At 52.3% G+C, this 25,793-nt stretch carries 24 protein-coding genes; 13 read left to right on the top strand and 11 right to left on the bottom strand.

What is annotated here, in order from left to right; genetic code table 11:
• Window positions 1–177: 177 nt before the first annotated feature.
• Window positions 178–372 (bottom strand): DUF1059 domain-containing protein, encoded by a 195-nt coding sequence (locus ACR0NE_RS09085; protein ID WP_170352236.1) that lies wholly within the window; start codon window positions 370–372, stop codon window positions 178–180.
• A 31-nt stretch (window positions 373–403) separates the two neighbouring features.
• Complete coding sequence (locus ACR0NE_RS09080) at window positions 404–814, bottom strand: GFA family protein (protein ID WP_170594478.1); 411 nt, start codon at window positions 812–814, stop codon at window positions 404–406.
• A gap of 159 nt (window positions 815–973) precedes the next feature.
• Here ACR0NE_RS09080 and ACR0NE_RS09075 point away from each other — a divergent pair, with 159 nt between their 5' ends.
• Window positions 974–1,870, top strand: a complete 897-nt coding sequence (locus tag ACR0NE_RS09075; RefSeq protein WP_170594476.1) for a LysR family transcriptional regulator — start codon at window positions 974–976, stop codon at window positions 1,868–1,870.
• A gap of 56 nt (window positions 1,871–1,926) precedes the next feature.
• Here the strand turns inward: ACR0NE_RS09075 and ACR0NE_RS09070 are convergent, their stop codons facing one another.
• From ACR0NE_RS09070 to ACR0NE_RS09060, 3 genes are all read right to left on the bottom strand, one after another.
• Complete coding sequence (locus ACR0NE_RS09070) at window positions 1,927–2,322, bottom strand: rhodanese-like domain-containing protein (protein ID WP_170594474.1); 396 nt, start codon at window positions 2,320–2,322, stop codon at window positions 1,927–1,929.
• A gap of 186 nt (window positions 2,323–2,508) precedes the next feature.
• Window positions 2,509–4,155, bottom strand: coding sequence for a tetratricopeptide repeat protein (locus ACR0NE_RS09065; RefSeq protein ID WP_170594472.1), 1,647 nt, complete (start codon window positions 4,153–4,155; stop codon window positions 2,509–2,511).
• Window positions 4,156–4,540: 385 nt separating this feature from the next.
• Entirely contained in the window at window positions 4,541–5,821 is a 1,281-nt protein-coding gene (locus tag ACR0NE_RS09060; protein WP_170352231.1) for a tetratricopeptide repeat protein, read from the bottom strand.
• 265 nt (window positions 5,822–6,086) lie between these two features.
• On the opposite strand from ACR0NE_RS09060, the gene ACR0NE_RS09055 reads away from it, so the two are divergent.
• From ACR0NE_RS09055 to ACR0NE_RS09045, 3 genes are all read left to right on the top strand, one after another.
• Complete coding sequence (locus tag ACR0NE_RS09055) at window positions 6,087–7,007, top strand: sulfurtransferase (RefSeq protein ID WP_170594470.1); 921 nt, start codon at window positions 6,087–6,089, stop codon at window positions 7,005–7,007.
• A gap of 129 nt (window positions 7,008–7,136) precedes the next feature.
• A complete protein-coding gene (locus ACR0NE_RS09050; protein WP_480780087.1) occupies window positions 7,137–7,862 on the top strand; it encodes a class I SAM-dependent methyltransferase in 726 nt (241 codons plus the stop codon).
• Window positions 7,863–8,438 carry a MaoC family dehydratase gene (locus ACR0NE_RS09045; protein WP_480459590.1) on the top strand — a complete coding sequence of 192 codons (576 nt, stop codon included), beginning with the start codon at window positions 7,863–7,865 and terminating at the stop codon, window positions 8,436–8,438.
• Between the two features lie 283 nt (window positions 8,439–8,721).
• Here ACR0NE_RS09045 and ACR0NE_RS09040 read toward each other — a convergent pair whose 3' ends face one another.
• Together ACR0NE_RS09040 and ACR0NE_RS09035 are read right to left on the bottom strand one after the other, a co-directional pair.
• Complete coding sequence (locus tag ACR0NE_RS09040; protein WP_170594466.1) at window positions 8,722–9,501, bottom strand: methyltransferase domain-containing protein; 780 nt, start codon at window positions 9,499–9,501, stop codon at window positions 8,722–8,724.
• A gap of 221 nt (window positions 9,502–9,722) precedes the next feature.
• A complete protein-coding gene (locus ACR0NE_RS09035; protein WP_170594464.1) occupies window positions 9,723–10,295 on the bottom strand; it encodes a peroxidase-related enzyme in 573 nt (190 codons plus the stop codon).
• 366 nt (window positions 10,296–10,661) lie between these two features.
• On the opposite strand from ACR0NE_RS09035, the gene ACR0NE_RS09030 reads away from it, so the two are divergent.
• Both ACR0NE_RS09030 and ACR0NE_RS09025 read left to right on the top strand, forming a co-directional pair.
• Window positions 10,662–11,588: a DMT family transporter gene (locus ACR0NE_RS09030; protein WP_170594462.1), complete on the top strand. Its 927-nt coding sequence runs from the start codon at window positions 10,662–10,664 to the stop codon at window positions 11,586–11,588.
• 175 nt (window positions 11,589–11,763) lie between these two features.
• A complete protein-coding gene (locus ACR0NE_RS09025; protein ID WP_170515595.1) occupies window positions 11,764–12,180 on the top strand; it encodes a c-type cytochrome in 417 nt (138 codons plus the stop codon).
• Between the two features lie 154 nt (window positions 12,181–12,334).
• Here ACR0NE_RS09025 and ACR0NE_RS09020 read toward each other — a convergent pair whose 3' ends face one another.
• Complete coding sequence (locus tag ACR0NE_RS09020; protein WP_170594460.1) at window positions 12,335–14,038, bottom strand: alkaline phosphatase family protein; 1,704 nt, start codon at window positions 14,036–14,038, stop codon at window positions 12,335–12,337.
• Between the two features lie 270 nt (window positions 14,039–14,308).
• On the opposite strand from ACR0NE_RS09020, the gene ACR0NE_RS09015 reads away from it, so the two are divergent.
• The 3 genes from ACR0NE_RS09015 to ACR0NE_RS09005 are packed head-to-tail and all read left to right on the top strand — an operon-like array spanning window position 14,309 to window position 19,125.
• Complete coding sequence (locus tag ACR0NE_RS09015) at window positions 14,309–15,304, top strand: HlyD family secretion protein (RefSeq protein WP_170594458.1); 996 nt, start codon at window positions 14,309–14,311, stop codon at window positions 15,302–15,304.
• Window positions 15,301–18,000 carry a ribosome-associated ATPase/putative transporter RbbA gene (gene rbbA / locus ACR0NE_RS09010; protein ID WP_170594456.1) on the top strand — a complete coding sequence of 900 codons (2,700 nt, stop codon included), beginning with the start codon at window positions 15,301–15,303 and terminating at the stop codon, window positions 17,998–18,000. The genes ACR0NE_RS09015 and rbbA overlap by 4 nt, the downstream gene beginning before the upstream one ends.
• Complete coding sequence (locus ACR0NE_RS09005) at window positions 18,001–19,125, top strand: ABC transporter permease (RefSeq protein ID WP_170594454.1); 1,125 nt, start codon at window positions 18,001–18,003, stop codon at window positions 19,123–19,125. It begins immediately after the preceding gene.
• A gap of 339 nt (window positions 19,126–19,464) precedes the next feature.
• On the opposite strand, the gene ACR0NE_RS09000 is transcribed toward ACR0NE_RS09005, so the two are convergent.
• Entirely contained in the window at window positions 19,465–20,085 is a 621-nt protein-coding gene (locus ACR0NE_RS09000; protein WP_170389655.1) for a cysteine hydrolase family protein, read from the bottom strand.
• A 288-nt stretch (window positions 20,086–20,373) separates the two neighbouring features.
• On the opposite strand from ACR0NE_RS09000, the gene ACR0NE_RS08995 reads away from it, so the two are divergent.
• Window positions 20,374–20,859, top strand: coding sequence for a GNAT family N-acetyltransferase (locus ACR0NE_RS08995; protein WP_170594452.1), 486 nt, complete (start codon window positions 20,374–20,376; stop codon window positions 20,857–20,859).
• A gap of 154 nt (window positions 20,860–21,013) precedes the next feature.
• Here ACR0NE_RS08995 and ACR0NE_RS08990 read toward each other — a convergent pair whose 3' ends face one another.
• Window positions 21,014–21,406: a methylglyoxal synthase gene (locus tag ACR0NE_RS08990; RefSeq protein WP_170594450.1), complete on the bottom strand. Its 393-nt coding sequence runs from the start codon at window positions 21,404–21,406 to the stop codon at window positions 21,014–21,016.
• A complete protein-coding gene (locus ACR0NE_RS08985; RefSeq protein ID WP_170594448.1) occupies window positions 21,403–22,326 on the bottom strand; it encodes a GntR family transcriptional regulator in 924 nt (307 codons plus the stop codon). Before ACR0NE_RS08985 ends, ACR0NE_RS08990 begins: the two co-directional genes overlap by 4 nt.
• A 264-nt stretch (window positions 22,327–22,590) precedes the next feature.
• Here ACR0NE_RS08985 and ACR0NE_RS08980 point away from each other — a divergent pair, with 264 nt between their 5' ends.
• The 3 genes from ACR0NE_RS08980 to ACR0NE_RS08970 all read left to right on the top strand — a co-directional run bounded on the left by ACR0NE_RS08980 (window position 22,591) and on the right by ACR0NE_RS08970 (window position 25,755).
• Window positions 22,591–23,697: a Bug family tripartite tricarboxylate transporter substrate binding protein gene (locus ACR0NE_RS08980; RefSeq protein WP_480459587.1), complete on the top strand. Its 1,107-nt coding sequence runs from the start codon at window positions 22,591–22,593 to the stop codon at window positions 23,695–23,697.
• A 72-nt stretch (window positions 23,698–23,769) separates the two neighbouring features.
• Window positions 23,770–24,201 (top strand): tripartite tricarboxylate transporter TctB family protein, encoded by a 432-nt coding sequence (locus ACR0NE_RS08975; RefSeq protein WP_170594446.1) that lies wholly within the window; start codon window positions 23,770–23,772, stop codon window positions 24,199–24,201.
• A 9-nt stretch (window positions 24,202–24,210) separates the two neighbouring features.
• Entirely contained in the window at window positions 24,211–25,755 is a 1,545-nt protein-coding gene (locus ACR0NE_RS08970) for a tripartite tricarboxylate transporter permease (protein ID WP_039522586.1), read from the top strand.
• The last annotated feature ends 38 nt before the right edge of the window (window positions 25,756–25,793 follow it).

Below are 25,793 nucleotides of genomic sequence, written 5' to 3'. Positions count from 1 at the left end.
TCGTGATGGCCTTGCGCTTCTAGGCGCCTTGGCGGTAGGCCGCAGCCCAAACCGGATACTCACAAATGGGCCTAGCAATTTCCCAGCTGCGGAGGAAAGCTGCCCTTCGCGGTTAAACAAACCAAGTTGATAATTTTGGCCGATTACCCGTAGGAACTTGAAGCTTAATTTATTTGATCACGCGGGCTTTATCAGTGTTTCCAGATATTCTCGAGTGTCGGCATCCCACGAGCTGGGGTCTTCTCCATGGGCAACCACCGCGTGGAGCTCCATGAGTTTCCATACTTCATCTTTGGTCGCTGCGATCACTTTGCCTGGGCAGGCCTCCATGCCCTCGCAATCCTTGCAGGCATATGAATAAACAGTGTTCATCGCTTTCTCCTTAGTTCGCTCGGAAAGTTGATTAAAACTCGGGAAACGTCGGCAGCCCGTCGTCGAGTTTTATCCATGGCTGCTGATGTGATACGAACACGTGGGCCTTGGGCTGCGCAATCGACGGGTCGTCCAACGTCACAGCAGAAAACCAAGCGTCAGCGCTCCAGTCTTGGCCCTCAACTTCATTTAGGGAGGCATAGGTCAACGTCGTTCCACAGTCCCGACAAAACCCGCGGCGAATACCCGGAGTTTTCTCAATGTGTTGGATTTCGCCTTTGATAACGGCGAAGTCTTCGGCGGCTACCTTAGTCCAAGTTGCAAAGGCGCCACCAAGAGCCATTTGACATGAACGGCAATGGCAATGTCCCGACCAGACAGGTGGTGTCGCGATCTGGTAACGAACAGCACCACAGTAACATCCACCTTGAAGTTTTTCCATCGTATCAAGATCTCCTGGCATGCGGCTAGGTTGACATCGGTACTAAAGCATCCGCTCCAATACTTCGTAATATCTGAGCAGATTTCACTGTTAATAGTGTCAAGAATGTCGATATCATGCGACTCAAATAGTCTAACCAAATATTAGAAAATCTACAGCATGGACTGGCTGCACCTTCCCCCGATGAACGCTTTGCGCGCTTTCTCAGCAGTTGCGGAAGCAGGGAGTTACACCGTGGCGGCTGAACACTTGAACGTGACCCAAGCGGCTGTCAGCCAGCAGGTGAAATCGTTGGAAAGGCACTTGGGTATAGCTCTTGTTGCTAAACGTGGGCGCAGCATTGAATTGACAGAGCCAGGCATCATTCTTGCGCGTGAACTGGGTATCGGCTTTGAAATTATTGGAAGGGGTGTCGAACGACTGGCAGAACACACAGCGCAGCGCCCCGTTCAAGTGACAATGTCACCAGCATTCGCGGTGGAGTGGCTATTGCCGAGAATGGCAGAGTTTCAACGTGAACATCCAGAGATCACTTTGATGCTAAACCCAACTTCGGAACTGGTTCAGATACGCCCCGGCGGCATCGATGTCGCCATTCGGTATCACGACAGACGCATGCCGAGAAAAGAGGAGGATACTGTTCTTGTCTCCGACATGGTCGTGATCGGAGCACCTTCATTGGTGAGAGACCAAGACCTGCGTGACCCGGCATCTTTAACGAAGCTGCCCTGGTTACAGGAACTGGGCACCAACGAGGCGGCCGACTGGTTCACCTATCATGGGGTCGTACCTCTCGAGCCATTGACGATCAATCACATGCCGGGGAACCTGATCATGACTGCGGTTCGCCGGGGTGACGGTATCACGTATTCTGCCAGAGCTTTTTTCGAGGACGATCTGTCATCTGGCCGGATGATTGAATTGTTCTCTGAGCCTCTCTTCGGCGTCTACTACATCCAGACTCAAGCAGAATTTCAGCGCCCAGAGGCTAAGGTGTTCGTCAACTGGCTTAAATCTCAGTCGCAAGTCGTATCGAGACACAACTCTGGAAGCTGAGACGTATCTATTTACCCCTCTGCTCTGTTTGCTCAACACCGTTGGTTTCGCCTTTTTTAAGGCTGCTTTGTAGAGGAGCCCGCTGCGATCAGAGCCGCCATCCCTCCATCGATGAACTGCACGTTTTGAAAACCCATCGCAGTCAATACATTTGCCGCTGCCGCGCCTCGGTAACTAGGAGCGCCGCCACAGGTGGTGAAAATTCGCCTTCCACGATCCTGTAACTCTTGAGATCTGTATTCACTTTCAAGGTCTGCCATCCAAGCGACGGCGCGACCAGGAGCCGGAATTGCTCTGGGGCTGATACCTGTGGCCGCCATTTCAGCGCTATCCCTCACGTCCACCACAAGTGCGTTGGGGTCTTCGATCAGTACTGCCAGCGCGTCAGTTGCTGAAATCGGATTTGCTTTGGATATTTCCTGAGCTTCCATTTGTGCGAATGTTAAGACCATGTTGCCCCCCGACTGCAAATCTTACGCAATGCTACCATGCGGTTGATTTACCGCAAAACGGCATCCAAGCGATGCTTGGCAGTCTTGTGGTCGCCCAGACGGTTGCCATCAACGAAGTTAAACGAGTCCCGGTCTAGGGCAGAAGCGGGCCTCGCAAATAGCCCGGCCATTGCTGTTGATCAGTGATTACTCGGCGGCCAAAGCCTTCTGCCTGCAATAACACGATGCCTTGATCGGCACCTCTGCGCGGGCAGTGGCCTTGTCCAGTTGTAGCTTGATGTGGGCGGCTTCGACCGTTTCACCGCGCCTGGTGAGACATTCGTGCAGGCCATGCAGGCTCCAGACGTTACCCGGATGCTGACAGGCCCGACTAAGCGTTGCATCCAGGCCAAGGTCTGCACGGTAAACAGCTTCGGCTTCCTCCATCTGGCCCTGTTCAAGAAGAAGAGCACCCAGCGCATGACGGGTGGGTTGCATCCAGCCCCAGGGCTCGTCGTATGGCAAGTTGTCGTCGATCTCGACTGACTTTCGCAGATGGTCAAAGGCCGTCTCATACTCTCCTGCGTGATAGGCCAGCTCACCCAGCATCATTTGCTCAGCGACCTTCAGAATGTCCTGGCATGTGTTGTTGAACAGCATTCGGGTCTCAGGAACTCTGGCCAGAGCATCATAGAACATGGCTTTTTCACTCTCGGCTTCGGCGACCCTGTGTAGGTTGGCCAAGGCAACCGTCCTTGCGTACCGCATCATGGCAATGGTCACGCTGTAAAGCTCTTCATCCTCTGGCAGATCCTGATTGAGAATATCCTGCCAGCGACCAAACCTGATCAGCACATGTTGCTTCATTGGTATGAAGCCTTCAAACCAGTCCGCCATCGGCCGAAGAGTGTCTGACGGCAAGGTGTCGATCAGCTCATCGGCGGCTTCGATTGCTGCCGATGGTTGCCCCAAGAACATCGCACCGTATATTTTAAAGTGATAGTTGTGGCACCGATAGACGGAATAGAAATTGTCAGGGCCTTCGCGCTTCAGAAACTTGCGATCTGCCAATATGGCTTTGTGATTGCGCAGTACCACGTTCATGTAGTCTCCGCACAACACGTCGATATGGGTCGGCATGTGCAACAAATGCCCGGCCTCGGGCACCAGCGTGCTGAGCACATCGCCGTGACGCAGTGCCCGTTCGGGATGGGGCGACATTTCCATCAGGTGAATGTACATGTGCAATAGTCCTGCGTGCTCCCATGCTCCGTAAAGTGTATCGAACGCATTTTCGAGCACGGATATTGCCTCGAGCGTATCGGCCCCTTCGGCGGGCTTTCCGGTCGGCAAATCCCAAAGCTGCCAAGGTGTCCGGTTCATGAGCGACTCGGCCAGAATCGCAGACACGTCCAGGTCCTGATCGAATTCGGAGTGAACCTTTCGCATCGCATCAGCGAAGGCATCATTCCACGGGCTGAAATCCTCAATATCCGATGAGGATGGATAACGCGCTGGAATGGCATCGATTAGCGCGCGTTCAACAGGCGTCAGCCGGTCCTTTAACGACGCAGCAGCCTGGATTGACGCTTTCGCCAAGGCGATACAGTCAGGCTTCTCGTCTTCTTCGAATGTTTCCCAGGGCTTGTTGTAGTTCGGCCCAATACAATACGCGATGCCCCAGTGCGCCATTGCGCAATTTGGATCCGCAGCCACGGCATTCTGAAAGCAAACAATCGCTTCTTCGTGGTTGTACGCGTAAGTCCAAGCCAAACCACGATCAAACCAAAGCTGGGCTTCGTCCGACGAGGTTGTGATCTTTCGGCTGTAGCTACCGAGATCATAGTATTCCATCACAATAACCCCCAAATTAAAGGTAGGAGATTACCACAATGGGTTGTTTCTCGATACTAGCGACATCAAAGCCGATCCAAGGCATAGACCCGTCTTATTTGAGTTCCATTAGATCGAAGCACTCTTCTGGGCGACTGATCAGCTTGTTGGCCGCGTGAGTGACGCGCCGTCCAATCCCTCCACAGTAGCCCACCGACAAGACCACAAACACCGCTCGCACAATCCTAAGACGGGCTTTTGAGAAAGCTGATGTTAGCAGTCAGATTGGTCTTTTCCGCCAACTATCACTTTTGGGGCTTGGTAACGTCGTGCGACAGCCTCCGTTCTAAGTGGCGTTGAAAACGTGTAATTTGCGCTCATTGCGGGCGTCAAAAATGCGGGCACCCTATCCTTCTAGCGTGGCAACTGCATGGTCGTGAGAGGTATGCGGTCGATGCATGTTGAGAATGCGTCGAGCTTCATTCGATTGTCCTGAAATTGCCAGAGCATGGGCCAATGAAAACTCAATAATGTCGCGTTGCGCCCGGCTACCACCAAGGCGTTCGTGCTCAGACATGACCCTGACGAATTTCTCAATCGCTTCATCCGCATTTCCATCCGCCAACGCACGGAATGCGCCTGCGACCGAAGCAACGGTGGGGCCCGCGGGTCCCTTTGCGCCGTCAATGGTTGTTTCCAGACGCTCTCTGTTTCCAGCCATCGCATGCGCAAGAGCAGCGTGAACATCCGCAAAAGCCAAGCCAGGTGAAGGAAAGAACTGAACAGCATAGTCGCTGAGTTGTTGCCAACGCTCCTGAGGAATTTGCTCGCCAGTCAAAAAGGCGCGGTGAACAATTGCCACACTATCAGTCAGAACGTTCAGTGGTGGCGCAGGAGGTCGGTCGGGGGAAACATAATCATCGAACAGCTTCCACATACCTGCCACATCGCCGCTCTCAAGCGCCCACAGAGCGACGTGCCAGCTGAGATGGCAGTGCAGATACGCTGTGAAGGGATAGTCTTGCCAGAATTCGCGCAGATAAGCGTAGCCAGCGTCCGTCTCCCCGTTCTCATAGTAGAGATGGGCCCTGACATGTGCACTGTGTGCGCTGTCTGGCTTCAACTCAAGCGCGCGCTCGATGTTTTCCGCGGCCGGGCCGATCTGTCCGGCCTCCATCTGGGCAAATGCATGCTGGCAGAGAAACCACCAGTCGTCGCCATAGTGTGGCTTCAACAGGGTTGTGTACGCAAGCTGCTCCGCCTCGCGTCCAGCCTGACCTGAAAACCCTATTAAGCCAAATACGCTGGTACATGTCTGAGCAAGCAAAATATCTCGCGGATGGTCTGTGACGTGATCTCGGATGCGCCTGTAGGCCTGCGGTGCACGCCCCTCAATGAGATCGCTGATAATGTCGATCTGGGCGGCTTCGCGCGGGCTGACGCCATGCGACAGTTCCTTTGCGACGGCTATTTCACGCTTTGCATCTTGTGCACGCCCGACAGTAACAAGGTAGCGCGCAAGCCCAACATGGGGCATGGCAAAGCTATCATCTGCCTGCATTGCAGAACGGTAAGCTTCTTCAACATCATCAAAAGCACCCAGAAATCGGTCGATGCCTTCAACGTAGGCGTCTCGCGCAGTTTGTGATGTGGTCGTTAGCGGGCTTCCGTACCGATCTTCAAGCATCCAAACCTTCCACTGTCTTTACCAAACCAGTCCGTCAGTGAGCTATATGAGCATGCTTAGACTTAAACGAGTCAAAGGAAATCGACATTACGAGGTGCCATGATTTCTGCATCCGTTCTTTTCGCAAGTCTCATGAAATCATCAAAATGCCGTTCAAACATTGTTGCTTCATCAAATCCCGATTTCCCAAAATTGGACTCCGAAAGCAATTTTGGGGATTATTGCATACGGCTCGACCCGCGTCCGGTTAGAGGAGAACGTAGGTATGACAACCCAAACTCGCCCACTCATTGATACGGCTTGGTTGGCATATAACCTGACTGAACCGAAACTACGCATCATTGATGTTCGCTGGAAGTTTAGGGAGGAAAACGGCAAGGGCGTGGCCTATGACGATAGGAGCGAGTTCCAAGCCGAGCACATTCCTGGCGCAGTGTATGTTGGTATGTCGACAGAGCTTGCAGACAGCACTCAGAACACTCCCGATATGTTGCTCGAGCCAGCGGATTTTGGGAAAAAGATGCGCGAGTTGGGTGTTTCTAACGACAGTCATGTCGTGGTCTACGATGACTCCGGGCTTCCATTGGCGTCTGCGCGTCTTTGGTGGGCACTTTCGCACTATGGCCATAAAAACGTGCAGGTCTTGGACGGCGGCTTGCAGCAATGGAAACTCGAAGGTCGGCCCACTGAAACTGGCGATCTAACCGTTGAGCATGGTGACTTTGAACCAACAGTGCAGAGCAATTGGATTGCCCGCAAAGCTGATGTCTTGGATGCGATGGATAAGCCCGGAGTCAGAATTGTGGACTTTCTACCAAACGACCTCTTCCGAGGCGACGGAGTTCACACATGGGGAGGTCGCTCGGGACACATCCCAAGTGCCGTCAACATACCGGCGATATCGAACATCGATCCGGATTTGGCACACATACCCATTGCTGAACGTGCAGCTAAACTAAAGGAACGTGGTTCATTCAAGTTGGCGGATCATTCCAAGCTTCTCAAGCACTATCAGGACAAGGGAATTCAAACTGACGATGAGGTCATCGCCTATTGCGGCCGTGGCATAGCTGCTTCTTGTGGGCTCCTTGCGCTGCGCCAAATGGGGTTCGAAAAGTCCCGCCTGTACGATGGTTCATGGGCTGAGTGGAGCGCCGATGAGAGCCTTCCGGTTGAAACCTCGTGAGACTACGATTTTGGGTCACTTTGGGTGGTCCAATTATTGACGCGTCGCTAGGAGGATATTTTGATGACGGACAATTTCCGGCTGACCAAAGAGGCTGCGCAGAAGTACAACAACCATAGTGTGCCTGCGATGTTCGGCCCATTGGCTGAAGCAACAATGCAGAAGGTTCGGCTTCGAAGCGGCACTTGTGTTATCGACATCGCATGCGGCACCGGGGCTTTGACGCGAGAGATTGCAAGGAAACTGACGGGCGAAGGCCGGGTTGTTGGCGTAGATCTGAACGAAACCATGATTGAGGTCGCGCAGTCCAATCAGCCGGATTGTCGTCATGTGCTCGAGTGGTATGCAGCAGATGTAACCGAGTTACCTTTCGGAGATGCTACGTTTGACTATGCCTTCATACAACAGGGGCTTCAGTTCTTCCCCGACAAATCCGCCGCGTTGCAGGAAGTTCATCGGATCTTGCGCAATCACGGTCAGCTATTTTTGACATGTTGGCGTGCAGTGTCGCCCTTCAATGGAGCGCTTGCAAAAGCTCTCGAACGGCATGTTGGAACAGATGCTGCAACAAAGGCCAGAGCGCCTTTTTCGTTTCGAGATGGGGACATCATTTCGAACTTATTGGTCGATGCAAGCTTCGAGATAGCTCGTTACGAGCCGTTGGTACTAGAGCGAAGATTTATTGATCTTCGTGCGCAAATCATGGCGCTGCCAATCGAAACTGATCTTAGGGATGCAGGTGCTGACGTCACCAACAAGGTCGTGGAAGAGGTAGCAGACGCTTTGTCTAAATATGACAAAGAAAGCGTATTGCACGTACCTCAAGAAGCGCACCTTTTTGTCGCCGCGGCATAGGTGAACGACCACTGGCTCAGTTCTCAATTACGATCTTTACCATGGTCGAATGACAATGCGGCATTAGTGGCTGCCGAGCGTGGCTCCGCGTTGACGGTTGAGAGTGCATCAAACTATACTTTTGCCATGGCCAGCGGAAAATACATCGACGATTTGTCGGTTGGCGAAACCTTCGAAACCGGTGGCGTTACGCTGACCGAGGGAGCGATTATTGACTTCGCACTGGTTCATGACCCGCAGCCCTTCCACGTTAACAAAGTGGCTGCCGCAGAGTCGATTTTCGGTGATCTCATCGCCAGTGGATTTCAGACAATAGCGCTTACTTTCAGGTTGTTCCGCGACACTGGTGTACTTACCGGCACCAACCTGGGTGGACATGGTATGGACGATGTACGGTGGCTGGCTCCGGTGTATGCTGGTGACACGATCAGCGTGTGCGTCACGGTTGAGGCAATTACACCATCACGTTCGAAGCCAGACCGGGGAACGGTCAAATTCCGATACCAGACATTTAACCAGAACGATGTTGAAGTTCTTAACCTGGTCATGCACCACGTGATGGCATATCGGAGTTAAGGCAGTTTGCAGCGACTTGGGCGCGGCGATCAGTTTGACATCCCGTTGTCATCTTCAAGAGTATCTTTGGGCTCGCCACATAAGGTTTCTATTGCTGCGGTCGTTCGAACGTCTGATCAATGCCTGCACGTCTGGCACTTCCTTGGGGCTTCACCGACGACAATTAAGTACGGACAAAAGAATTGCAGAACCAATTAGGGCGATTGTTACACCAGTCGTGGTCTCTTGAACCGCGACTTTCAAGAAGCCCGTGGAAGAAACTAGGCCGAGTTACTTCGCTTGATCACCCCTTTCTACGCACCACGACGATAAATTGGGTCATCGAAAAAAAGAAGCGTCCAACTTTTGCAAGGCTGAGCTGCTCGTCGAACCACGATTGCGCTATGTTGGGATCAACATGGTCATTTGCGACAGCGTATTGCTTCATGAGGTGCATCATCATGATTGCGAGACCATCAGGCCTTAGCTGGTGATCTGTCATTGTGAACGACAAGACATCTTCCACGTGGTCACCGCGGGCCTTTATTAGTGCAGGCAGTCTTTCCGGAACGGAACCACTCACAAAGTGCTGGTTCCAGGATGTCAGCATCTTTTGCATTCTGTCAGGCTCGCCGCTGAACCAAATCAAGCTACCAAAGTGTAGATCGCTGATGACGAGGCGCCCGCCGGGTTTGACGCACCGCAGCATGTCAGCCAATGCACCGTCTACGTCTTCGATGTACTCAAAGACCTGTACCGAGACGGCCTTGTCAGCACTCTCATCTTCAATAGGTAAGCTATTTGCGGCACCAGCACGAAACTCCACGTTTGCGTAGTTGCTGCATCGTTCTCTTGCGGCTGCTGTCATATCCTCGCTTGGGTCGATCCCGATGACATAGCCATCCGAGCCAACTGCGCGGGCCAACTCCGCTGTTAACATCCCGTTGCCACAACCGATGTCCAAAATAGTTTCACCGGGAGCCGGGCACAGCGCATCAAATGAAGCTTGTCTTCGCCGCGTCAATTCAGCTCCTTGATAGGCGATTTCAAGTAATCTCGTTGTCTCCGCGTCAAACTTAAGCAACTCTCCCCCCTTACAAAGCCCACAAGTCTCCAAACCTTATCAGAAAATGGGTTATCTACGAAAAGCAGAGCGGATCATTAAGGCTTGAACATGGATCTACCAAAATAACTGAAGGTGCCGACTGGTATCGACGAATTGGTTAACCTCGGGACGTAAGGACGCTTCTGCCGCTTTATTGTCCCAGCTTTTCGCGGCGGCTCGAACTTTAGAACAACATCAATTCAAGGGATGTCGAGGCCATTCTCCCGGCCGAAATCGGTATAGAAGGTGTCGCTGCGGCATCGGTTTAAAGTGGCCTCGTCCGCTTGTCTTGGGTCGTTGCCAGGACTTTGAACACCTGTTCCTTCTATGAAGCGGTTCACGAGATTAAAGACACCGCACACTTGGATAGCATCAAACAACGCACTCTCCGACCAGCCTGCGGCGTAGACCGCTTTTGCATCGGCTTCCGTCATTCGTGATGGCGAGACGGTGAGCTTTTCAATGTATGCTAGTAACGGTTTAAGATGATCCTCGATGGGCGCCGTATCGCGGTCTTCCATCAGTGCCTCGATTGTCTCGACCTCAACGCCATAGGCTTTGGCGAAAACGATGTGTGCGCCATGGCAATAGGCACAAGCATTCAAGCCCGAGACATAGGCTGCAATCAATTCACGTTGGGCGACCGATAGGTCGCTCTCTCCCCTCATCACCAAGCTTTCGTACGCACAAAGCGGAGAAAGCTTGTCCGGAAAGGCTTGATAAACACTTCCCAGTGTTGCGTTCTCGGGCAGAGATGGAAACAGGCGTTTCATTCAATTCACTTTCAATCTTGTTTTGGATAACTTCGTCTCACGTGAGGAACCAACGGTGTTTACGCAACCTTAAAGCAATTCCGGGTTCCGCACAGAGATTCTGTTGGAAACCTGCGAACGGCAGGTTTGCCTGATTGTGTGGCAGCGTGTTCGTCACTTCGTGAAAGGTAATTTCGTGCGGTTCTCATAAAATATGCAAAGTCCGCTTTCTGCGCATTTCTGTCGTTGGGACATCGTGCAACATCGGTCAATTTGGGCTCAGTGCGGTCGCTCAGAAAAATTCAGTGAACGACCGGTGTGCGGGACAAAGCAGTCTTTCGTAGAATCTCTGAAGACGAAGATGTAAATGCGTGATAGCTCCAGATTATGGCAACGACATCTGCGCGAAATCGACCATCCATCCCTTACGCATTTGCCGTTTTTGGTGTTCTTTTTGCTTCAATCTGTTTCGGCCTGGTTCCCTACTTCAGCCGCAGCCTAACCGAACAGGGCGTTGCACCCTATGCGGTCGCATTCTACCGCTACATTGTTGCGGCCCTTCTTCTGCTTCCTGTTCTCATTGTGCACCGAAAAGAATGGCGAGAGATCACTTGGGGTCTTTCAGCCGGAGCCGTAATGGGGCTTGGTTGGATCGGATATGTAACGGCGCTGGAGAAGCTGCCCGCATCGACAGTGGGTGTGCTTTACATGACCTATCCGGTGTTCACCTTAGTTGTCGCTTGGGCTGTGTTTGGCGATGCACCCACGCGACGCGCCATGTTGGCCGCTAGTCTGATTGTGGTGGCAGCTGTCATTGCTGGCTCGCCTGCGTCAGTGGCTGGGGAACATCTACCAACGCTGCTGCTATCCCTTGCTGCCCCATTTGGGTTTGGCTTCGGAATCTGCGTCCTGGTACACAGGTTGTCACGGATTGCGCCGTTGGCACGTATCGCGTCAGTTTCTCTGGGGTCTGTTCTTGGCCTCGCCCCGCTCATCCTTGGTGCTGAGGTTGGAGAGCTTCTCCCAAGCGAACAATCCGATTGGCTTTTCATTGTTGGTATTGGTCTGGTGACCGCTTTCGTGCCTCAGCTCATCTACACGATTTGCTCGCCTGTTATTGGAGCTTCCCAAACTGCGGTCGTCGGAAGTATCGAATTACCCACGATGTTTGCCGTTGGATATCTTGCTTTTGGCGAAGCCATCTCTTTTCCTCAAGCTTTTGCATGTGCCTTAGTGCTGGGCGCAATTGCGATCACAAGAAGTAAAAAGACGCGCACCGTATCGACCGTGCTTACAAAATTACCGAGGCGGTAGCATTGGGCTCGGCGCTGCTGTTCTCTGAGGTAAGCATCACTGGCTACTTGCTGCCCGAAGCGGGTAGCGAACGTTATGTGTTAAAGGACCGACGTTGACCGGCGGAAGATGTCGGTCCATTTTTGTTGTAGTGTACTCTCGTTTAGCAAAGGACCTCCGGATTATGAGGTACTTTATGATCGTTGCAAGCATGGGCATTTCTTCGGTTGCAACGATATCTGTGGCCGATGAGTTTTCGAACCTTGGCAAAGACCTCTTTGTTGAGCATTGCGCCAGATGTCACGGAATCGATGCATCTGGAAAAGGACCTGACGCAGCTGATTTGAAAACAGTGCCTGCTGATTTAACAAAGATTTCCGAACGCAGAGGGGGTGTGTGGCCCATGTTGGAGGTCATGTCGATCTTGGACGGTTATTTGAAAGTTCAAGAACCTCGCGATGACATGCCTATAATCACCGAATTGAATGACGGCCCTACTGTCGAATTCGATACGGGGAATGGTTTGGTTACGCGTATTCCTTCCAGACTTATCGATATTGCTGAGTATTTGGAGAGTATTCAGTCTCCGAAGCCGGAACGATATGTTCCGTGAAGGTCTGCTCCGCATTTGTGTACGCTAAAGAGTGCTGCGTTGGGCGGTTTCCGTAGTCGCCAAGAAGCAACGAATATGAGGATCGCGTTGTGGACGATGCCGTCGCGGTTTTGCCTAGCTTGCTTCAATATCAGGACTCGCGCTTCACAGCGGTCTAATCCAAGACTTCTTGTAACACTTCACCGCTCGCACCATTAGGACGTGCCGTACTCAATAATGCAGACAGAGTGGATGCGAGAGCAGTCGTGCAAACACGGCGTGCGACCCGTTGCGGTTTTAAGTTCGTTCCAGCAAAGATAATCGGCACATGTGTGTCACCGCGCCACGGTGACCCGTGGGTGGATGTGACGGACAGACCATCGAAGTCTGCGATGAACCAGCCGGGTTTGAAGACTACGTATATGTTCCCGGATCGGGTGGGGTGGTAGTTGTTGCGGACCAAGCGCATGATGTCGGTATCGGGTAGGAGGTTTGCTTCGATAGCCGTACTGGGGACGGCGAATGCCACATCGGGAAAGGATAGAAGCTCTTCTGCAATAGCTGACTCCAGCGTGGGTAAATCAATATCACTGCGAGCCAATACTTCGGGGGCGATATTGAGATAGGGGTGATTATAACCTTCAAGCATTTTCCCGGTGATCCCAAACCGCTCCTTAAGCTTGGCTATCTGTTCCGTCGGGTCCCATGTGTCCGGAGCAACAAGGCCAGTTCGGATGCCAACACTCTCCAAATAGCCCGGCGCATCGGTGGTGCCGTGGTCCGCCGATAGAACGATCAAAACGTTTTCCAGCCCAATCCGTTCGTCGATAAACGCGAAGAGATTCATGAGAGTCTGATCGAGGCGGTATATCGTATCCTCGGCTTCAAGACTGGAAGGGCCAAACACATGGTTGACGTAATCCACGGACGAGAAGCTAACCGCCAGATAATCCGTTACTGCGTCTTGCCCGATACCCTCGGCATCAATCAATCGTTTGGCAAATTGCGCCGTCAGATCGTCGCCAGCGGGACTAAGTGTCAAAAAGGTCGTAAAGTAGGGATTTTCCAGCGGGTCAAACCCATTTTGCGTCGAAGAGTAGCGATGAGGAAAGGTTGTGCCGAACCCGGCGACATCCGTCTCCCATGGTTGGTTGTCGCGGTCGCCAAAGAGATAGGTTTCCTTTGGGTGCATCAACTCCCAAGAGGTTCCTTCAAAGGAGGCGCTCGGCGATGCGTCATTCCATGCGGAAACCCAATCCGGGTATTTGTCGTAGTAATAGGAGCTTGTGACAAAACGATTTGCGGCTTTTGAGAACCAGAAGGCTTTGCCGCTTTGTCCCGCCATTGTAATAGCCCCACGATCTTTGATTGAAACTCCAAAGACTTTGGCCGCACCAGCAGTGGAGGCGCTTAATTCGTCCGAAAGCGTCGTAACAAGCATAGCGCGTGGTGACCGCCCATCTGTGCCAGCTGCCGCCTGTGTCGGGTCAATTTCAATATCGTCATTGACGCCAGCGCCATCTCCAAGAAGCGGAGCGGTGCTGTCTTCAACGTTGTAGGCAACGCGGTCGAAGGTTCTGTCGAACCATATGTTTCCGATCATCCCATGCACTGCCGGTGTTGCCCCGGTCGCCAAAGTGGCGTGCCCGACAACGGTCTCTGTATTGGCATGGCAATGATGGGCGTCCACATAGTGTACACCGTTTTCTAGTAAGTACTTAAGGCCACCCTCTCCAAGATTCTCAAAGTAGCGTGTCGGCAGATCGCCCCGAAACGCGTCAACGGTCAGCTGCAAAACGAGGCGAGGAGGTTCTTGCGCATACGCAGGAGCGACTGCAACCAACCACAAAGACAAACAAGCTCTCAGTGTTTTGGTCATAATGCTTCCTTTCGCTGTAGTGCGCAGCAGGTCAGTCGCGACTGCAATTGCGTGCTAGAAAAACCCTCTTCAATACCAAACTGATAGCAAAAACGCTTCACGTCTACTTCTTCCGACCTACCGCGAAAGAGCCTGCAACACACAAACCAGTGTTCATACAAACAATTGCTTGGAATTGAGGTGCCCGGATCGGTTTTGATCCAAAACAAGGCTTTGAGTCTCTTAAGATACTAAACTCTGCGCCAGAAACCCTGTTTCAGGTGAAACGCTATGACCAAAAACCTATCGGTTTTTCTTATTTTGGCTGGTTTAGTAATTGCTGGTGCGTTGCTGTATGTCGTTGTTGCCGAGGATGGCGATGAATTGCCGGTCGGATTTGTGCAAGGAAACGGGCGGGTTGAAGCGGAACAAGTCGAAATAGCACCAACTAATGCAGGTCGGGTTGCGAAGGTAACGGCAACAGAGGGCAGTATGGTTGCAGCCGGTCAAATCCTGGCCGAAATGGACATAGATGAGCTATCTGCCGCCCTGGACCGGGCTAGAGCCGAAGTAGCCTTGGCAAATCAGACAAGGGCCGAAGCAGAAGCGCTCGTAGTGCAACGCGAAAGCGAACAGCGTAGGGCCGAGCAAGAGCTTAATCGTGCCACGGCGTTGCTGGCAGGACAAAACATCTCCAAAACTATTTTTGAAGATCGCGATACCACTCATAAGGTTGCTACAGCAGTATTGGGCGCCGCCAAAGCCCGAGTTGCAACCGCAGAAAGCCGTATTGCTGCCGCTGAGGCGGAAGTGCGCAGAATTGAGGCACAGATTGAAGACAGCGCTCTAGTGGCACCTTTGCCCGGACGCGTGCTTTACCGGCTTGCAGAACCCGGAGAGGTGGTTGGCGCGGGCGAACCGATCCTGACTATTCTTGGCCTTGAGAATGTTTACATGGAAGTTTTTCTTCCGGCGCGTGAAGCCGGACTTTTGCCCATTGGAGCTGAGGCTCGCATCGTGCTCGACGCTTTGCCGGAATATGCGATACCTGCATACGTGAGCTTTGTTTCTCCCGAGGCACAATTCACCCCCAAACAGGTCGAAACCCTGGATGAGCGAGAGCAACTGGTTTTTCGCGTTCGCGTCCGTATCCCAATAGACTTGATTGAAAGTCGGATTGAGCACGTCAAAACCGGTCTGCGCGGTGTCGCGGTGATCCGGCTGAACCCAGCCGCTGCTTGGCCTGAGGCGCTTGAACAACGCATCCCAGAAGAGCTGTTCGAATGAGAGTAGAGGATGACGCCTGCGATATTCACATTTCAGGTGTTACGCACCGTTATCGCAAGCATGTCGCATTGGATTCTGTTTCGTTAGAACTGCCAGGCGGCCAGCTTGTTGGCTTTGTCGGGCCGGATGGGGTGGGAAAGTCTACACTACTTGGTTTGATCACCGGCGCAAAGAAACTGCAATCCGGCAGTATCGACGTTTTAGGCGGCCCGATTGGCGATTCTGGTCATCGACACAGCATTTGCCCAGCCATCGCGTTCATGCCGCAAGGGCTGGGTCGAAACCTGTATACGGAGCTGTCTGTACGCGAGAACCTTGAGTTCTTCTCAGGTCTCTTTGCTCAAGGGCATTCAGAGCGGGATGACCGTATCGCAGCGCTATTGGCTGCGACAGGGCTTGCGCAGTTTGAAGACCGTCTGATGGGCAAGCTCTCGGGTGGGATGAAGCAAAAACTAGGTCTTTGCTGTGCGTTAATCCATGACCCCAAACTTTTGGTTTTGGATGAGCCAACGACCGGGGTCGACCCGTTGTCGCGTCGGCAGTTCTGGGCTTTGATTGATGCAATCCGAGCAAAAAGCCCCGAACTGTCGGTATTGGTTTCAACGGCGTACATGGAAGAAGCCGACGGTTTTGACCGGATTGTCGCGATGGACGCGGGTCAAGTCATCTTTCATGGGAAGCCCGCCGAATTGAAAGGGAGTGATGACGACCTCGAAATTGCATATCGGCGTCTGAGAGCACGGGAGTTGCCTGTCGAACCGGCGGGGAAAAACAAAACGAATGGGAAGATCGAAGCAAGCCCAGTGATAGTTGCGCGTGGACTGACACGACGCTTTGGTGATTTCACGGCCGTAGACAACGTCGACTTCACAATCAATCGCGGAGAGATATTCGGGTTTCTAGGATCAAACGGTTGCGGCAAGTCCACGACAATGAAGATGTTGACTGGCTTGTTACCATCCAGCTCAGGTGAAGCACTGCTGTTTGGCAATCCTGTCGATGCATATGACCGAAAAATGAGGCGTGAAATAGGCTACATGAGCCAGGCCTTTTCCTTGTATGGCGAGTTGTCGGTCCATCAGAACCTACAATTGCATGCGCGGATATTTGCAATTGCCGACCGAGAACAACGCGTTTCGGAACTCACTGAGCGCTTTGGGCTCGAGGAGCACCGTCATACGTTGGCGACGGCACTGCCCCTGGGGATCAAACAGCGACTGTCGCTAGCCGTAGCCGTGATCCACCGTCCGCGAGTGCTAATACTCGACGAACCAACATCCGGTGTGGACCCAGAGGCGCGCGATTCCTTCTGGGACTTGCTGATTGAGCTCTCTCGAAATGAGTCGGTTACGATCTTTGTTTCTACTCATTTCATGGGTGAGGCGGAACGCTGTGATCGCGTTTCTTTTATGCATGCTGGTAGAGTTCTAGCCGAAGGTACTCCGGCTGAACTAATCGCTGTTGAAGGGGCGGAAAACCTTGAAGACGCCTTCATTTCGATATTGGAAGCAGCAGAAAAGCCAGTCTCTGTTGTCGCGCCAAAGGTGGTTTTTAGAACCAAATCCCACGCCGGGGGAGGAGCGTTTTCGCGTGTATTGGCATATGCGCGGCGCGAAACCGTTGAAGTAGCTCGTGACCCGGTGCGTCTAGCTTTCGCGTTTCTGGGTTCTGCTATCCTAATGTTGGTTTTTTGCTTTGGAATTACGCTGGATATCGATGAGCTTGAATTCGCGGTACTTGACCTGTCTCAGGGGCCGGAGAGTCGTGCTTATTCGGCTGAATTCGCTGGATCGTCCTACTTTAAAGCCACATCGCCGCTGCAAAGCGCCAGCGAAGGGCGCGACCGTCTGGTGGCAGGTGAGGTCTCCCTGGTTGTTGAGTTGCCACCTGACTTTGACCGAAAGATGAGTACGGGTGAACCGACTCAGATACTTGCGACTGTAGACGGTGCTATCCCATTTAAGGGTGAGACGGTTGAAGGCTATGTTTCCGGATTGCACCAATCATTTCTAGAGGAATATGCCCTTAACAACGGCAAAAGCCAGATAGATATCGCCAGGATCGAACCCCGGTTTCGTTACAATCAGAGCTTTGAAAGCATCGCCGCGATGGCTCCGGCAATGCCTGCTATCTTACTGATTATGCTGCCAGCTGTTTTGACTGCCGTAAGCGTAGCAAGGGAACGAGAGCTGGGGTCAGTTGTCAATTTCTACGTGACACCAACCACGCGGCTTGAATTTCTAGTCGGCAAACAAATTCCGTACATATTGATCGCCTACGCAAATTTTCTGCTTTTGGCCGGAATGACCGTTTTTCTTTTTGGGGTGCCGTTAAAAGGAAATCCTTTCCCTTTGGCTGTTGGTGCCCTTCTTTACGTTTGGGCAACAACATCCTACGGGTTATTGATCGCTACAATGACATCCAGTCAGGTGGCCGCCACATTTGCAACTGCCATCGCCTCAGTTGTCCCAACAATCCAGTTCTCAGGCCTGTTGCAACCTGTTTCAACGCTTGAAGGAGGCGCACAAGTGGTGGGCTCACTTTGGCCTTCCTCATATTTCCTACACCTAAACGTTGGTGCCTTCACTAAAGGTTTGGGTTGGGAGGCCCTTGCGCCAGACATTCTGGCCCTCGCCTGCTTCGGACCAGTTCTGACACTGATCGCAGCCCTATGTCTTCGAGCGCAGGAGAAGTGAATGCAGCGCTTCTACTGCATATTCTGGCTAGGCTTGAAGGAAGTGATGAGCCTGCGCCGTGATTGGGTGATGATGGCATTGTTGGTTTGGTCTTTTACGCTGGCCCCGATCATGGAAGCAACGGGAGTGGCAAGCTCTGTAAACAACGCCTCGATAGCGTTTGCGGATGAAGACGACTCGCCACTTTCTCGAGCACTTGCCACAGCGTTTTTTCCACCAGAGTTCCAACCGGTCGTCCAAATCGAACCCGGAAAAGGACCTGCTTACATGGATGCCGGGCGCTTTATTTTCGTGGTGGCTGTGCCCCCCGGATTCGAAAAGGATCTGCGCGCAGGGCGCAGTCCGGAGATTCAAGTTCTTATTGACGCAACCGCTATGGAACAGGCCGGTATTGGTGCAAACTACATCACCAGTATCTTGAACGCTGAAATACATCGCTATGCAATTGGTATCGATCTAGTAGATGCTGCCTCAATCAGTGTCATTCTTAGAAGCGCCTTCAACCCAAATAGAGATACTGTACGTTTTGCTGGTATCGTTGCTTTGATCGGCCAGATCATGTGGCTCACAACTATATTGACCGGAGCGGCAATGATTAGAGAGCGAGAGCACGGGACCATTGAACATCTCCTGGCCATGCCTCTTGCTCCATTTGACATTGCCGTTGCCAAAATTTGGGCGAATGCAGCGGTGGTTTTGGTCGCGGCTGGTCTTTCACTAACGTTTGTGATGCAGGGTTCTCTGGGCATCAGTATCGCTGGATCCAAGATGTTGTTTTTGGTTGGCACGGCGTTGTTTCTTTTTACTGCGACGGCGCTTGGGGTGTTTCTGGCAACCATTGCACGCTCTATGGCGCAATTCGCGCTTCTGGTCATGTTGATTGTGCTGCCAATGCTAATGCTGTCAGGTGGAGAGACCCCAATTGAAGGTCAGCCAGCGTGGTTGCAGGCAGGTACTTTGGTTTTGCCGTCACGCCACTACATGTCAGCAAGTCAGGCTATTGTTTTCAAAGGCGCTGGTATTGAGACTGTCTGGCCGGAATTCGTTTGGATGACGTTGTTAGGAGTTGCTTTGTTACTAATGAGCCTACGGCTTTTTCGGCGTTCTCTTGCGCAGATCAGCTAGCGCTCCAATCTGTTGGCTTTGACAGATTGGAGCGCTAGCTGATCTGCCTCTGAAGTCAGTTTAGAAATCTGCTGGGCAGAAGTCAGGGCATCAGCGTCTGTCTGAGCGTTAGCTTCAATATCTCTAGTCATGTTCGCACTATACGCGCCGACGGCTGGATTGCGATGCAATCGAGGTTTTCAAGCGCCATAGTCGCAAACTCAAAGGTTTGTACTGAAAGTGTGGATAACTTCTGCATCAAATGAGCAAGTCCAAGGCCTTCAAGCGACAAAAAACTCTGCCCGTTTCTGCACCCAAAAAACTATGCATCCCAACTGGCACTAACGTTTCGATTGCAATTTAGAGCGACGAGATGGCATCGATCACTGCTTCTCGGTTCTGAACAGCGCCGGTTTGTAGATACTCCATAGCTTTGAGAGCAGCTTCATGGGCTTGGACAGATGACCCTCCAACGCAGTCCTCTACAACGCGGCAGAAGTAGTCTGATTGGTGGCCATCGACGAATGTGTAGTGCACACAAACATCCGTCAAACCGCCGCACAATAAAAGTGTGTCTACTTTTAAACCGCGCAGCAGGATTTCGAAATCGGTTCCAAAAAAGGCAGAATACCGTCGCTTCGGGACGATGTAGTCACCTTTGCGATATCCCATCTCATCTTTTGCAACTTCCGTTCTTGGATCACCTTCGAGACAGTGTATGTCTTCGTCACCATCCAGTTCCCTGCCGAAATCGACCTGATCGGGACGATGGACTTCCTGAACGAAGATGACGGGCACTCTGTTTTCATGCGCGGCGTCGACCAAGTCACGCGCAGCGATCATTCGCTGTTTGTAGCCCGGCATGTTGTCGATGGAGCGTACTTCGCTGTCATCAATAAACGTGCTCTTTTGAATGTCGATTACGATTAAGGCAGGTCTACCCTCGATCAGTTTCCTGGCTTGTTTGGTTTTAGTTGTCATGTTCGACCTCTGATTTGCCAGGTCGTCCTGAAAAAAAACGCCCTTGCTTGGCCGGGTCGTCCCAGCGGGCAGATCAAACTTGACTAAATGTGCAACTGATTACGGTCAAGGGTGTGCTGCGTTGTTGTGAAATGAAAAGCATGTGTCCGCGCCCGGGGCAACATTGACCGCAAAGCTGCCGCCAGGGGTAAGTGCTGTGAGTGTCTGCACCGAGCGCAGATTGAGCAATGATGCGAGCAAAACCGACGGCGGCTATACAACTTGACCCATCGTTCATAGTGTAAATGCATGAACAGATTTCGAAATGCCCAACCCTCTGATGCAATTCGATGCTTTGAGATCGAGACTGATGCCTATGAAGGCGACGAAGCAGCTACCCTCGAAAAGATAGCAAAGAGAATCGAGGTCTATCCCGATGGTTTCATTGTTCTCGAGGTCGAAGGCGAGATCGTCGGCTTTGTGAATTGCGGATGTGCATACGATGTCGAAATGTCTGATGAGGAATTCAAAGAGCTTAAGGGGCATGACCCCGGCGCGCCAAATGTCGTTATTATGTCTGTCGTCGTGGATCCGGCGCATCAAGGAAAAGGCCTATCGCGGGCATTGATGACAGAATTCGTCGGCCGCATGAGAAAAATGGGCAAATCCGCGATCTACCTTATGTGCAAAGAGCATCACGTCCCGCTTTATCAGAGATTTGGGTACAACTATCTGCGTCCATCAACCTCTGATCATGGAGGAATGACTTGGCACGAAATGTCTATGCAATTTTGAACCGTTGTTTGGTTGAGCCACGGTGAGTGGAAATTCAACCTAGCGGTAGGATTTCCCCTTCGTCCGTATAGCAATCGCTCGCGATATTCAGGCGAACGGCAGCGTCAAGCCCAAAGCAATCATAGTTCCTAGTGGAGCAGTCGCTTCGTTTGGACTAAGCCTCGCTTATGACCTTCGAGGCAGTCGCTTCATTGATAGCCAGAACAGTGTTGTACAGCGTAGCCAGTCGAAGAAGTGATTTTACGTCGACGTCGTGTGGCAACGCTGATAGTGGATCAATGAAAAAGATCAGTGTGTCGAGCTTCCCTTCGGCAATCATAGCGCCGATTTGAGCGTCGCCTCCCAGCGGACCACTTTTGAGACGCTTGATAGGCACGCCGACTTCATCTGCAATTCGCCCGCCGGTCGTGCCAGTCCCAAAAAGCTCCATCTTGCTCAATGCGGTTTTGTGGGATTTGGCCCACTCGACCATTGTGTCTTTCATCTGATCATGCGCCACAAGCGCGACTCGGTTGCGGCCGTTTGGACCGTCGCTCCCATTGCTCATGATGTTGCTTTCCTCGGTGTTGAAGTGTCCATAGCCCAACTCCATGCCAGCGGAGACTTACGCTTAAGTGCGCCACTCAAATGTTGCCGCATTCTGTAGGAGGCATCCACGGTGTTACCGGATTCCAGGAGTGTAAGGATTTCAAGATGCTCAGTACATTGTTCTATCAATCGTTGATGGTTCACTTCGGCTCGGTACTCCATAAGGCGTCGCATTCTATTCACGCGTTGGAGTGCCATGAGAAAGAACGGGTTTCCGGACAACTTGATGAGCTCCTCATGGAATAGAGCCCCGCTTTCTAGCAGCGCTTCTCCATTAACGGCGTCCATATCCATATCGAGCATTCCCTGCTGAATGCGCCGCTGTTCATCCAGGACTTTGTGATCGAGTTCAAACGAGGGCTCCAGCATGGCGGCTGGTTCTATCGCCATTCTGAACCTGTAAATCTCATCAAATGCCTCGGGTGTTTTTGCGACTGGAAGAAACCGCCAGCCGTAGCCTTCTTTGCGTTCAGCCCAACCTTCTCGAGAAGCGCGGATCAACAGTTCTCCGACCTTAGCTTTAGTCCAGCCGTACTTCTGCTTTAAGAACTGCTCAGTAACTTCTTCTGGAATTTCATTTGTTAGCCAATCGTTTGCAAGCAGTTGGTATTCGTCCAGTTCGCTCGGGTCGACAGTATCCAGGTTTTCTTTGATGGATGGAGGCAACTTGTCGGCCACAAAGTACCCGCGGTTTTCCAGGCGGATGAGAACATCTTTTTCCTCTAAGGATATAAGCGCCTCGCGCACTGGGGTTCTGGATACGCCATACCTGTCGGCGACTTGCTGAGCGCTTATATGCTGGCCACCTTCAAGTGTACCCGCAACGATATCATGCAAAAGACGGTTCGATATCTTCTTTGACAATTCGCTGGCTCGCATCGGTACGCCTGACTCCTCTTTCCGCTCTCACCTACGTAGATTGCATCTGACAGCTAACATACAGCCAAATTTTAGGTTTTCTACACGTAAAAAGCCAAAGGAAGGTGGATTTTACACTGCTGAGACGATGATGTTCGCGTAAATTGGATTGGTTTTATGACTGTTTGAGCGAAGTTCTTTCATTTCAGGTGAGTGTCGATTCTTCGAAAACACACAATAAAACATATACTTGAAAGGTATCGGGGAATAGCAAGTTCAACTATTTTGGTTTTTCCGATTAAAAAAAGCAAAATAAGATTGGCTTTTTACGCATCAATATGCAATCAAAATAGCCAGTGCGGGATTCGCGCTGAAAAACACTTGGAAAACTGGGGAGGATTACCCGTGTTCATGAAATTTACTTGCATCGGTGTCATTGCTGCTGCGGCAGCCGTCGCCGGCGTGACTGGCGCGTCCGCCGAATTTAAAGCTGAAAGCCCGCAATGCATTGCGCCCTCAAATCCCGGTGGTGGATGGGACTTCATCTGTCGCACAACGGCGAAGTATCTCTTCGATCTCGGGATCATCGAGGATTCGATGCAGGTTACCAATATGAGCGGTGGGGGCGGCGGAGTTGCGTTCGCGCATGTCACGAAAGAGCGCAACGAAGACAACAACCTTATCGTTGCGGCTTCTATGAGTACCAGCGCTCGAATTGCGCAGGGCATCTACGAAGGCGCCCAACAGGATGACGTGCACTTTCTTGCCACTTTCGGAGCTGAATATGGAGCCATCGCTGTTCCAGCAGACTCAAAGTACACCTCTCTTTCTCAGATGATGGAGGACATTGTCGCAGATCCAAAATCAGTTGGGATCGCGGGTGGTTCGTCTGTGGGCAGTTTTGACCACATCAAGCCCATGTTGGTCGCCCGCGAAGCTGGCCTCGAAGATGTAACCCAGATGAAATACGTATCCTTTGACGGTGGCGGTGAAGCCATGACTGGCCTGCTTTCTGGTTCGGTCGAGGCGCTGTCTGGAGACTTCTCCGAGATGCTGGGTTTCCTAGAGTCGGGTGACATCCGCGTAATCTCGATCCTGGCTCCTGAACGTCTGAAGAATTACCCGGATATTCCTACTGCGAAGGAGGAAGGCTTCGACGTCGTTGGCGCGAACTGGCGCGGCCTTTACATGCCTGCCGGAGCAACTGACGAAGCTAAAGAGTTCTGGAAGAACGCGATCATTACGTTGACCGAGGATCCTGGCTTCCAGGCAGAGCTAGAAGCAGCTGCCATTGAGCCGTTCAACAACTTTGGAGACGACATGTACACCTTTGTTGAGGGCAGTATTGCGGACGTGACCAAGCTCTCGAAAGAGATCGGTATCATCCAATAAATGTCATGCGTGCCCAACCGGTCGCATCTGGATGGGCACCTAAAAGAAATTCCGGAAATCTGGGAGGAAACTATGAGTGACCGCATCTTCGGCGGTTTCGGGCTGGCCCTTGCGATATTCTATATTTGGGCCGCATCGATCATCAAAGACAGTTTCATGGTCGATGTCGTAGGTCCGCGCGCCTTTCCTTACATCGTGGGCACCGTTTTAGGCCTAACGTCGCTCTACTTCATTATCCGCCCGGATGAAGAGCCTAAGTGGCCAGGGTTGCGCGACTTTGCCGAGATATTGTTCGCCACTGCTGTGATGTTTCTGTACGCATGGTCTCTTTCCGAGATTGGGTTTGTTATCGCGACAACCTTTGCAACTGCCTACCTAACCTGGCGACTCGGAACCACTCCGCTTTGGTCGCTCGTCGTAGGCCTGCTGACAGCCATCGGTATCTACGTCGTTTTTCACCTAATCCTAGGCCTTTCTTTGGCCGAGGGACCATTGGGGTTCTGAGGGGTAGCCATGGAAACGCTTGCACTTCTTGTTGATGGATTCTCGGTTGCGTTGTCACCGCAAAATCTGTTCCTGGCTGTCGTTGGATGCTTCCTCGGCACTCTGATGGGAGCATTGCCTGGCTTGGGCCCGGCAAATGGGGTTGCTATCCTCATTCCGATTGCCTTCTCGCTCGGGCTTGGGCCCATCCCATCTCTCATCCTTCTTACAAGTGTCTACTACGGCGCCATGTACGGAGGCCGAATTAGTTCGATCTTACTAAACATCCCGGGCGATGAACCCGCGATGATGACGTGCCTCGATGGATATCCGATGGCAAAGAACGGTCAGGCCGGCGAAGCCTTGTCTTTAGGGGGCATCGCATCTTTCTTTGGGGCGTTTGTCGCAACAATTGGCCTGGTGATTTTGGCACCGCAGTTGGTCAAAATCGCGCTGCTTTTCGGACCAGCTGAGTACTTTGTCCTCTTTACAGTCGCATTTGCGACACTGGGTGGTGTGTCCTCTACGAACCAAGCCAAATCTGCTTTCGCAGCTGCACTAGGGCTGGGTATCGCGATGATTGGCAGTGATAGCCAAACAGGGTCGCAGCGCTTCACCTTTGGTGAAATCCACCTCTTCGATGGCATCGACTTCTTGATCGCTATCGTTGGATTGTTCGCACTGAGTGAAGTGTTGATTTTTCTCGAACATCACCGTGGCGGTGCCGTTGGATCAGCTGGCGCGACGAAAGTTGGGCGCATCTTGCCAGACTTCGGCATGATCAAGCGTTGCTTGCCTTCAATCGCTCGCGGCACTGGTCTTGGTTTCTTCTCAGGCGTATTGCCAGGTGCCGGAGCATCGCTGGGGTCATTCCTTGCGTACTCACTGGAGAAACAAAGCGTCGACCGGGATGGGAAATCCTTTGGAAAGGGCGATCCACGCGGTGTTGCAGCTCCGGAGGCAGGCAATAATGCGGCCGCTGGAGGCGCGTTGGTGCCGATGCTTTCGTTGGGCGTACCGGGCTCGGGGACTACCGCCGTTCTGCTGGCTGTTTTGCTGCAACTTAACATTACCCCGGGACCACTGCTCTTCACAAAGAATCCGGACGTGGTTTGGGGGCTGATCGCGGCCTTGTTCATCGGCAACATCATTCTGCTTTTGATGAACGTTCCGTTGGTCGGGTTGTTCACGCGCGTGTTGCTGGTGCCGACGCGCATTCTGATGCCTGTCGTCGCAATGATCTCGTTCGTTGGGATTTACTCGATAACGGGCTCCACCTTCGATGTAATGCTCATGGTTGGTTTCGGTTTTGCAGGCTGGCTTCTACGCAAGCTCGACGTGCCGTTGGTGCCAGTCATCCTGGGCATCCTTCTTGGCAACCAGATGGAAGTGAACCTTCGCCGTGCAATGACGATTTCGGACGGGGATTGGTTGGCGCTGGTGGGAAGCCCCCTCGCAATAATCCTCTGGCTTATCGCAATCGCTGGATTCGTATTGCCCATGTTTGTTGGCCGTCGGGTTAAGGACCGCATGGATGCGCAGCGCCATGACGAAGAGGCATCGGTGGGGGATTAGATCCACCAGATTTCAAGAATGACTGGCTTCGGCCAACA

It is taken from the genome of Ruegeria sp. C9, assembly GCF_056537585.1.
This window is presented reverse-complemented; position numbering and strand designations above follow the sequence as displayed.

What these genes read in the sequence shown, in the direction of transcription:
- ACR0NE_RS09050 (WP_480780087.1), top strand. Translation starts at nt 7,137, where the DNA reads ATGTTCGGCCCATTGGCTGAAGCAACAATGCAGAAGGTTCGGCTTCGA.
- ACR0NE_RS09025 (WP_170515595.1), top strand. Translation starts at nt 11,764, where the DNA reads ATGATCGTTGCAAGCATGGGCATTTCTTCGGTTGCAACGATATCTGTG.
- ACR0NE_RS08985 (WP_170594448.1), bottom strand. Translation starts at nt 22,326, where the DNA reads ATGCGAGCCAGCGAATTGTCAAAGAAGATATCGAACCGTCTTTTGCAT.
- ACR0NE_RS09015 (WP_170594458.1), top strand. Translation starts at nt 14,309, where the DNA reads ATGACCAAAAACCTATCGGTTTTTCTTATTTTGGCTGGTTTAGTAATT.
- ACR0NE_RS08975 (WP_170594446.1), top strand. Translation starts at nt 23,770, where the DNA reads ATGAGTGACCGCATCTTCGGCGGTTTCGGGCTGGCCCTTGCGATATTC.
- ACR0NE_RS09020 (WP_170594460.1), bottom strand. Translation starts at nt 14,038, where the DNA reads ATGACCAAAACACTGAGAGCTTGTTTGTCTTTGTGGTTGGTTGCAGTC.
- ACR0NE_RS09070 (WP_170594474.1), bottom strand. Translation starts at nt 2,322, where the DNA reads ATGGTCTTAACATTCGCACAAATGGAAGCTCAGGAAATATCCAAAGCA.
- ACR0NE_RS09075 (WP_170594476.1), top strand. Translation starts at nt 974, where the DNA reads ATGGACTGGCTGCACCTTCCCCCGATGAACGCTTTGCGCGCTTTCTCA.
- ACR0NE_RS09030 (WP_170594462.1), top strand. Translation starts at nt 10,662, where the DNA reads ATGGCAACGACATCTGCGCGAAATCGACCATCCATCCCTTACGCATTT.
- ACR0NE_RS09065 (WP_170594472.1), bottom strand. Translation starts at nt 4,155, where the DNA reads ATGGAATACTATGATCTCGGTAGCTACAGCCGAAAGATCACAACCTCG.
- ACR0NE_RS09085 (WP_170352236.1), bottom strand. Translation starts at nt 372, where the DNA reads ATGAACACTGTTTATTCATATGCCTGCAAGGATTGCGAGGGCATGGAG.
- ACR0NE_RS08990 (WP_170594450.1), bottom strand. Translation starts at nt 21,406, where the DNA reads ATGAGCAATGGGAGCGACGGTCCAAACGGCCGCAACCGAGTCGCGCTT.
- ACR0NE_RS09080 (WP_170594478.1), bottom strand. Translation starts at nt 814, where the DNA reads ATGGAAAAACTTCAAGGTGGATGTTACTGTGGTGCTGTTCGTTACCAG.
- rbbA (WP_170594456.1), top strand. Translation starts at nt 15,301, where the DNA reads ATGAGAGTAGAGGATGACGCCTGCGATATTCACATTTCAGGTGTTACG.
- ACR0NE_RS08970 (WP_039522586.1), top strand. Translation starts at nt 24,211, where the DNA reads ATGGAAACGCTTGCACTTCTTGTTGATGGATTCTCGGTTGCGTTGTCA.
- ACR0NE_RS09000 (WP_170389655.1), bottom strand. Translation starts at nt 20,085, where the DNA reads ATGACAACTAAAACCAAACAAGCCAGGAAACTGATCGAGGGTAGACCT.
- ACR0NE_RS08995 (WP_170594452.1), top strand. Translation starts at nt 20,374, where the DNA reads ATGAACAGATTTCGAAATGCCCAACCCTCTGATGCAATTCGATGCTTT.
- ACR0NE_RS09060 (WP_170352231.1), bottom strand. Translation starts at nt 5,821, where the DNA reads ATGCTTGAAGATCGGTACGGAAGCCCGCTAACGACCACATCACAAACT.
- ACR0NE_RS09005 (WP_170594454.1), top strand. Translation starts at nt 18,001, where the DNA reads ATGCAGCGCTTCTACTGCATATTCTGGCTAGGCTTGAAGGAAGTGATG.
- ACR0NE_RS09055 (WP_170594470.1), top strand. Translation starts at nt 6,087, where the DNA reads ATGACAACCCAAACTCGCCCACTCATTGATACGGCTTGGTTGGCATAT.
- ACR0NE_RS09035 (WP_170594464.1), bottom strand. Translation starts at nt 10,295, where the DNA reads ATGAAACGCCTGTTTCCATCTCTGCCCGAGAACGCAACACTGGGAAGT.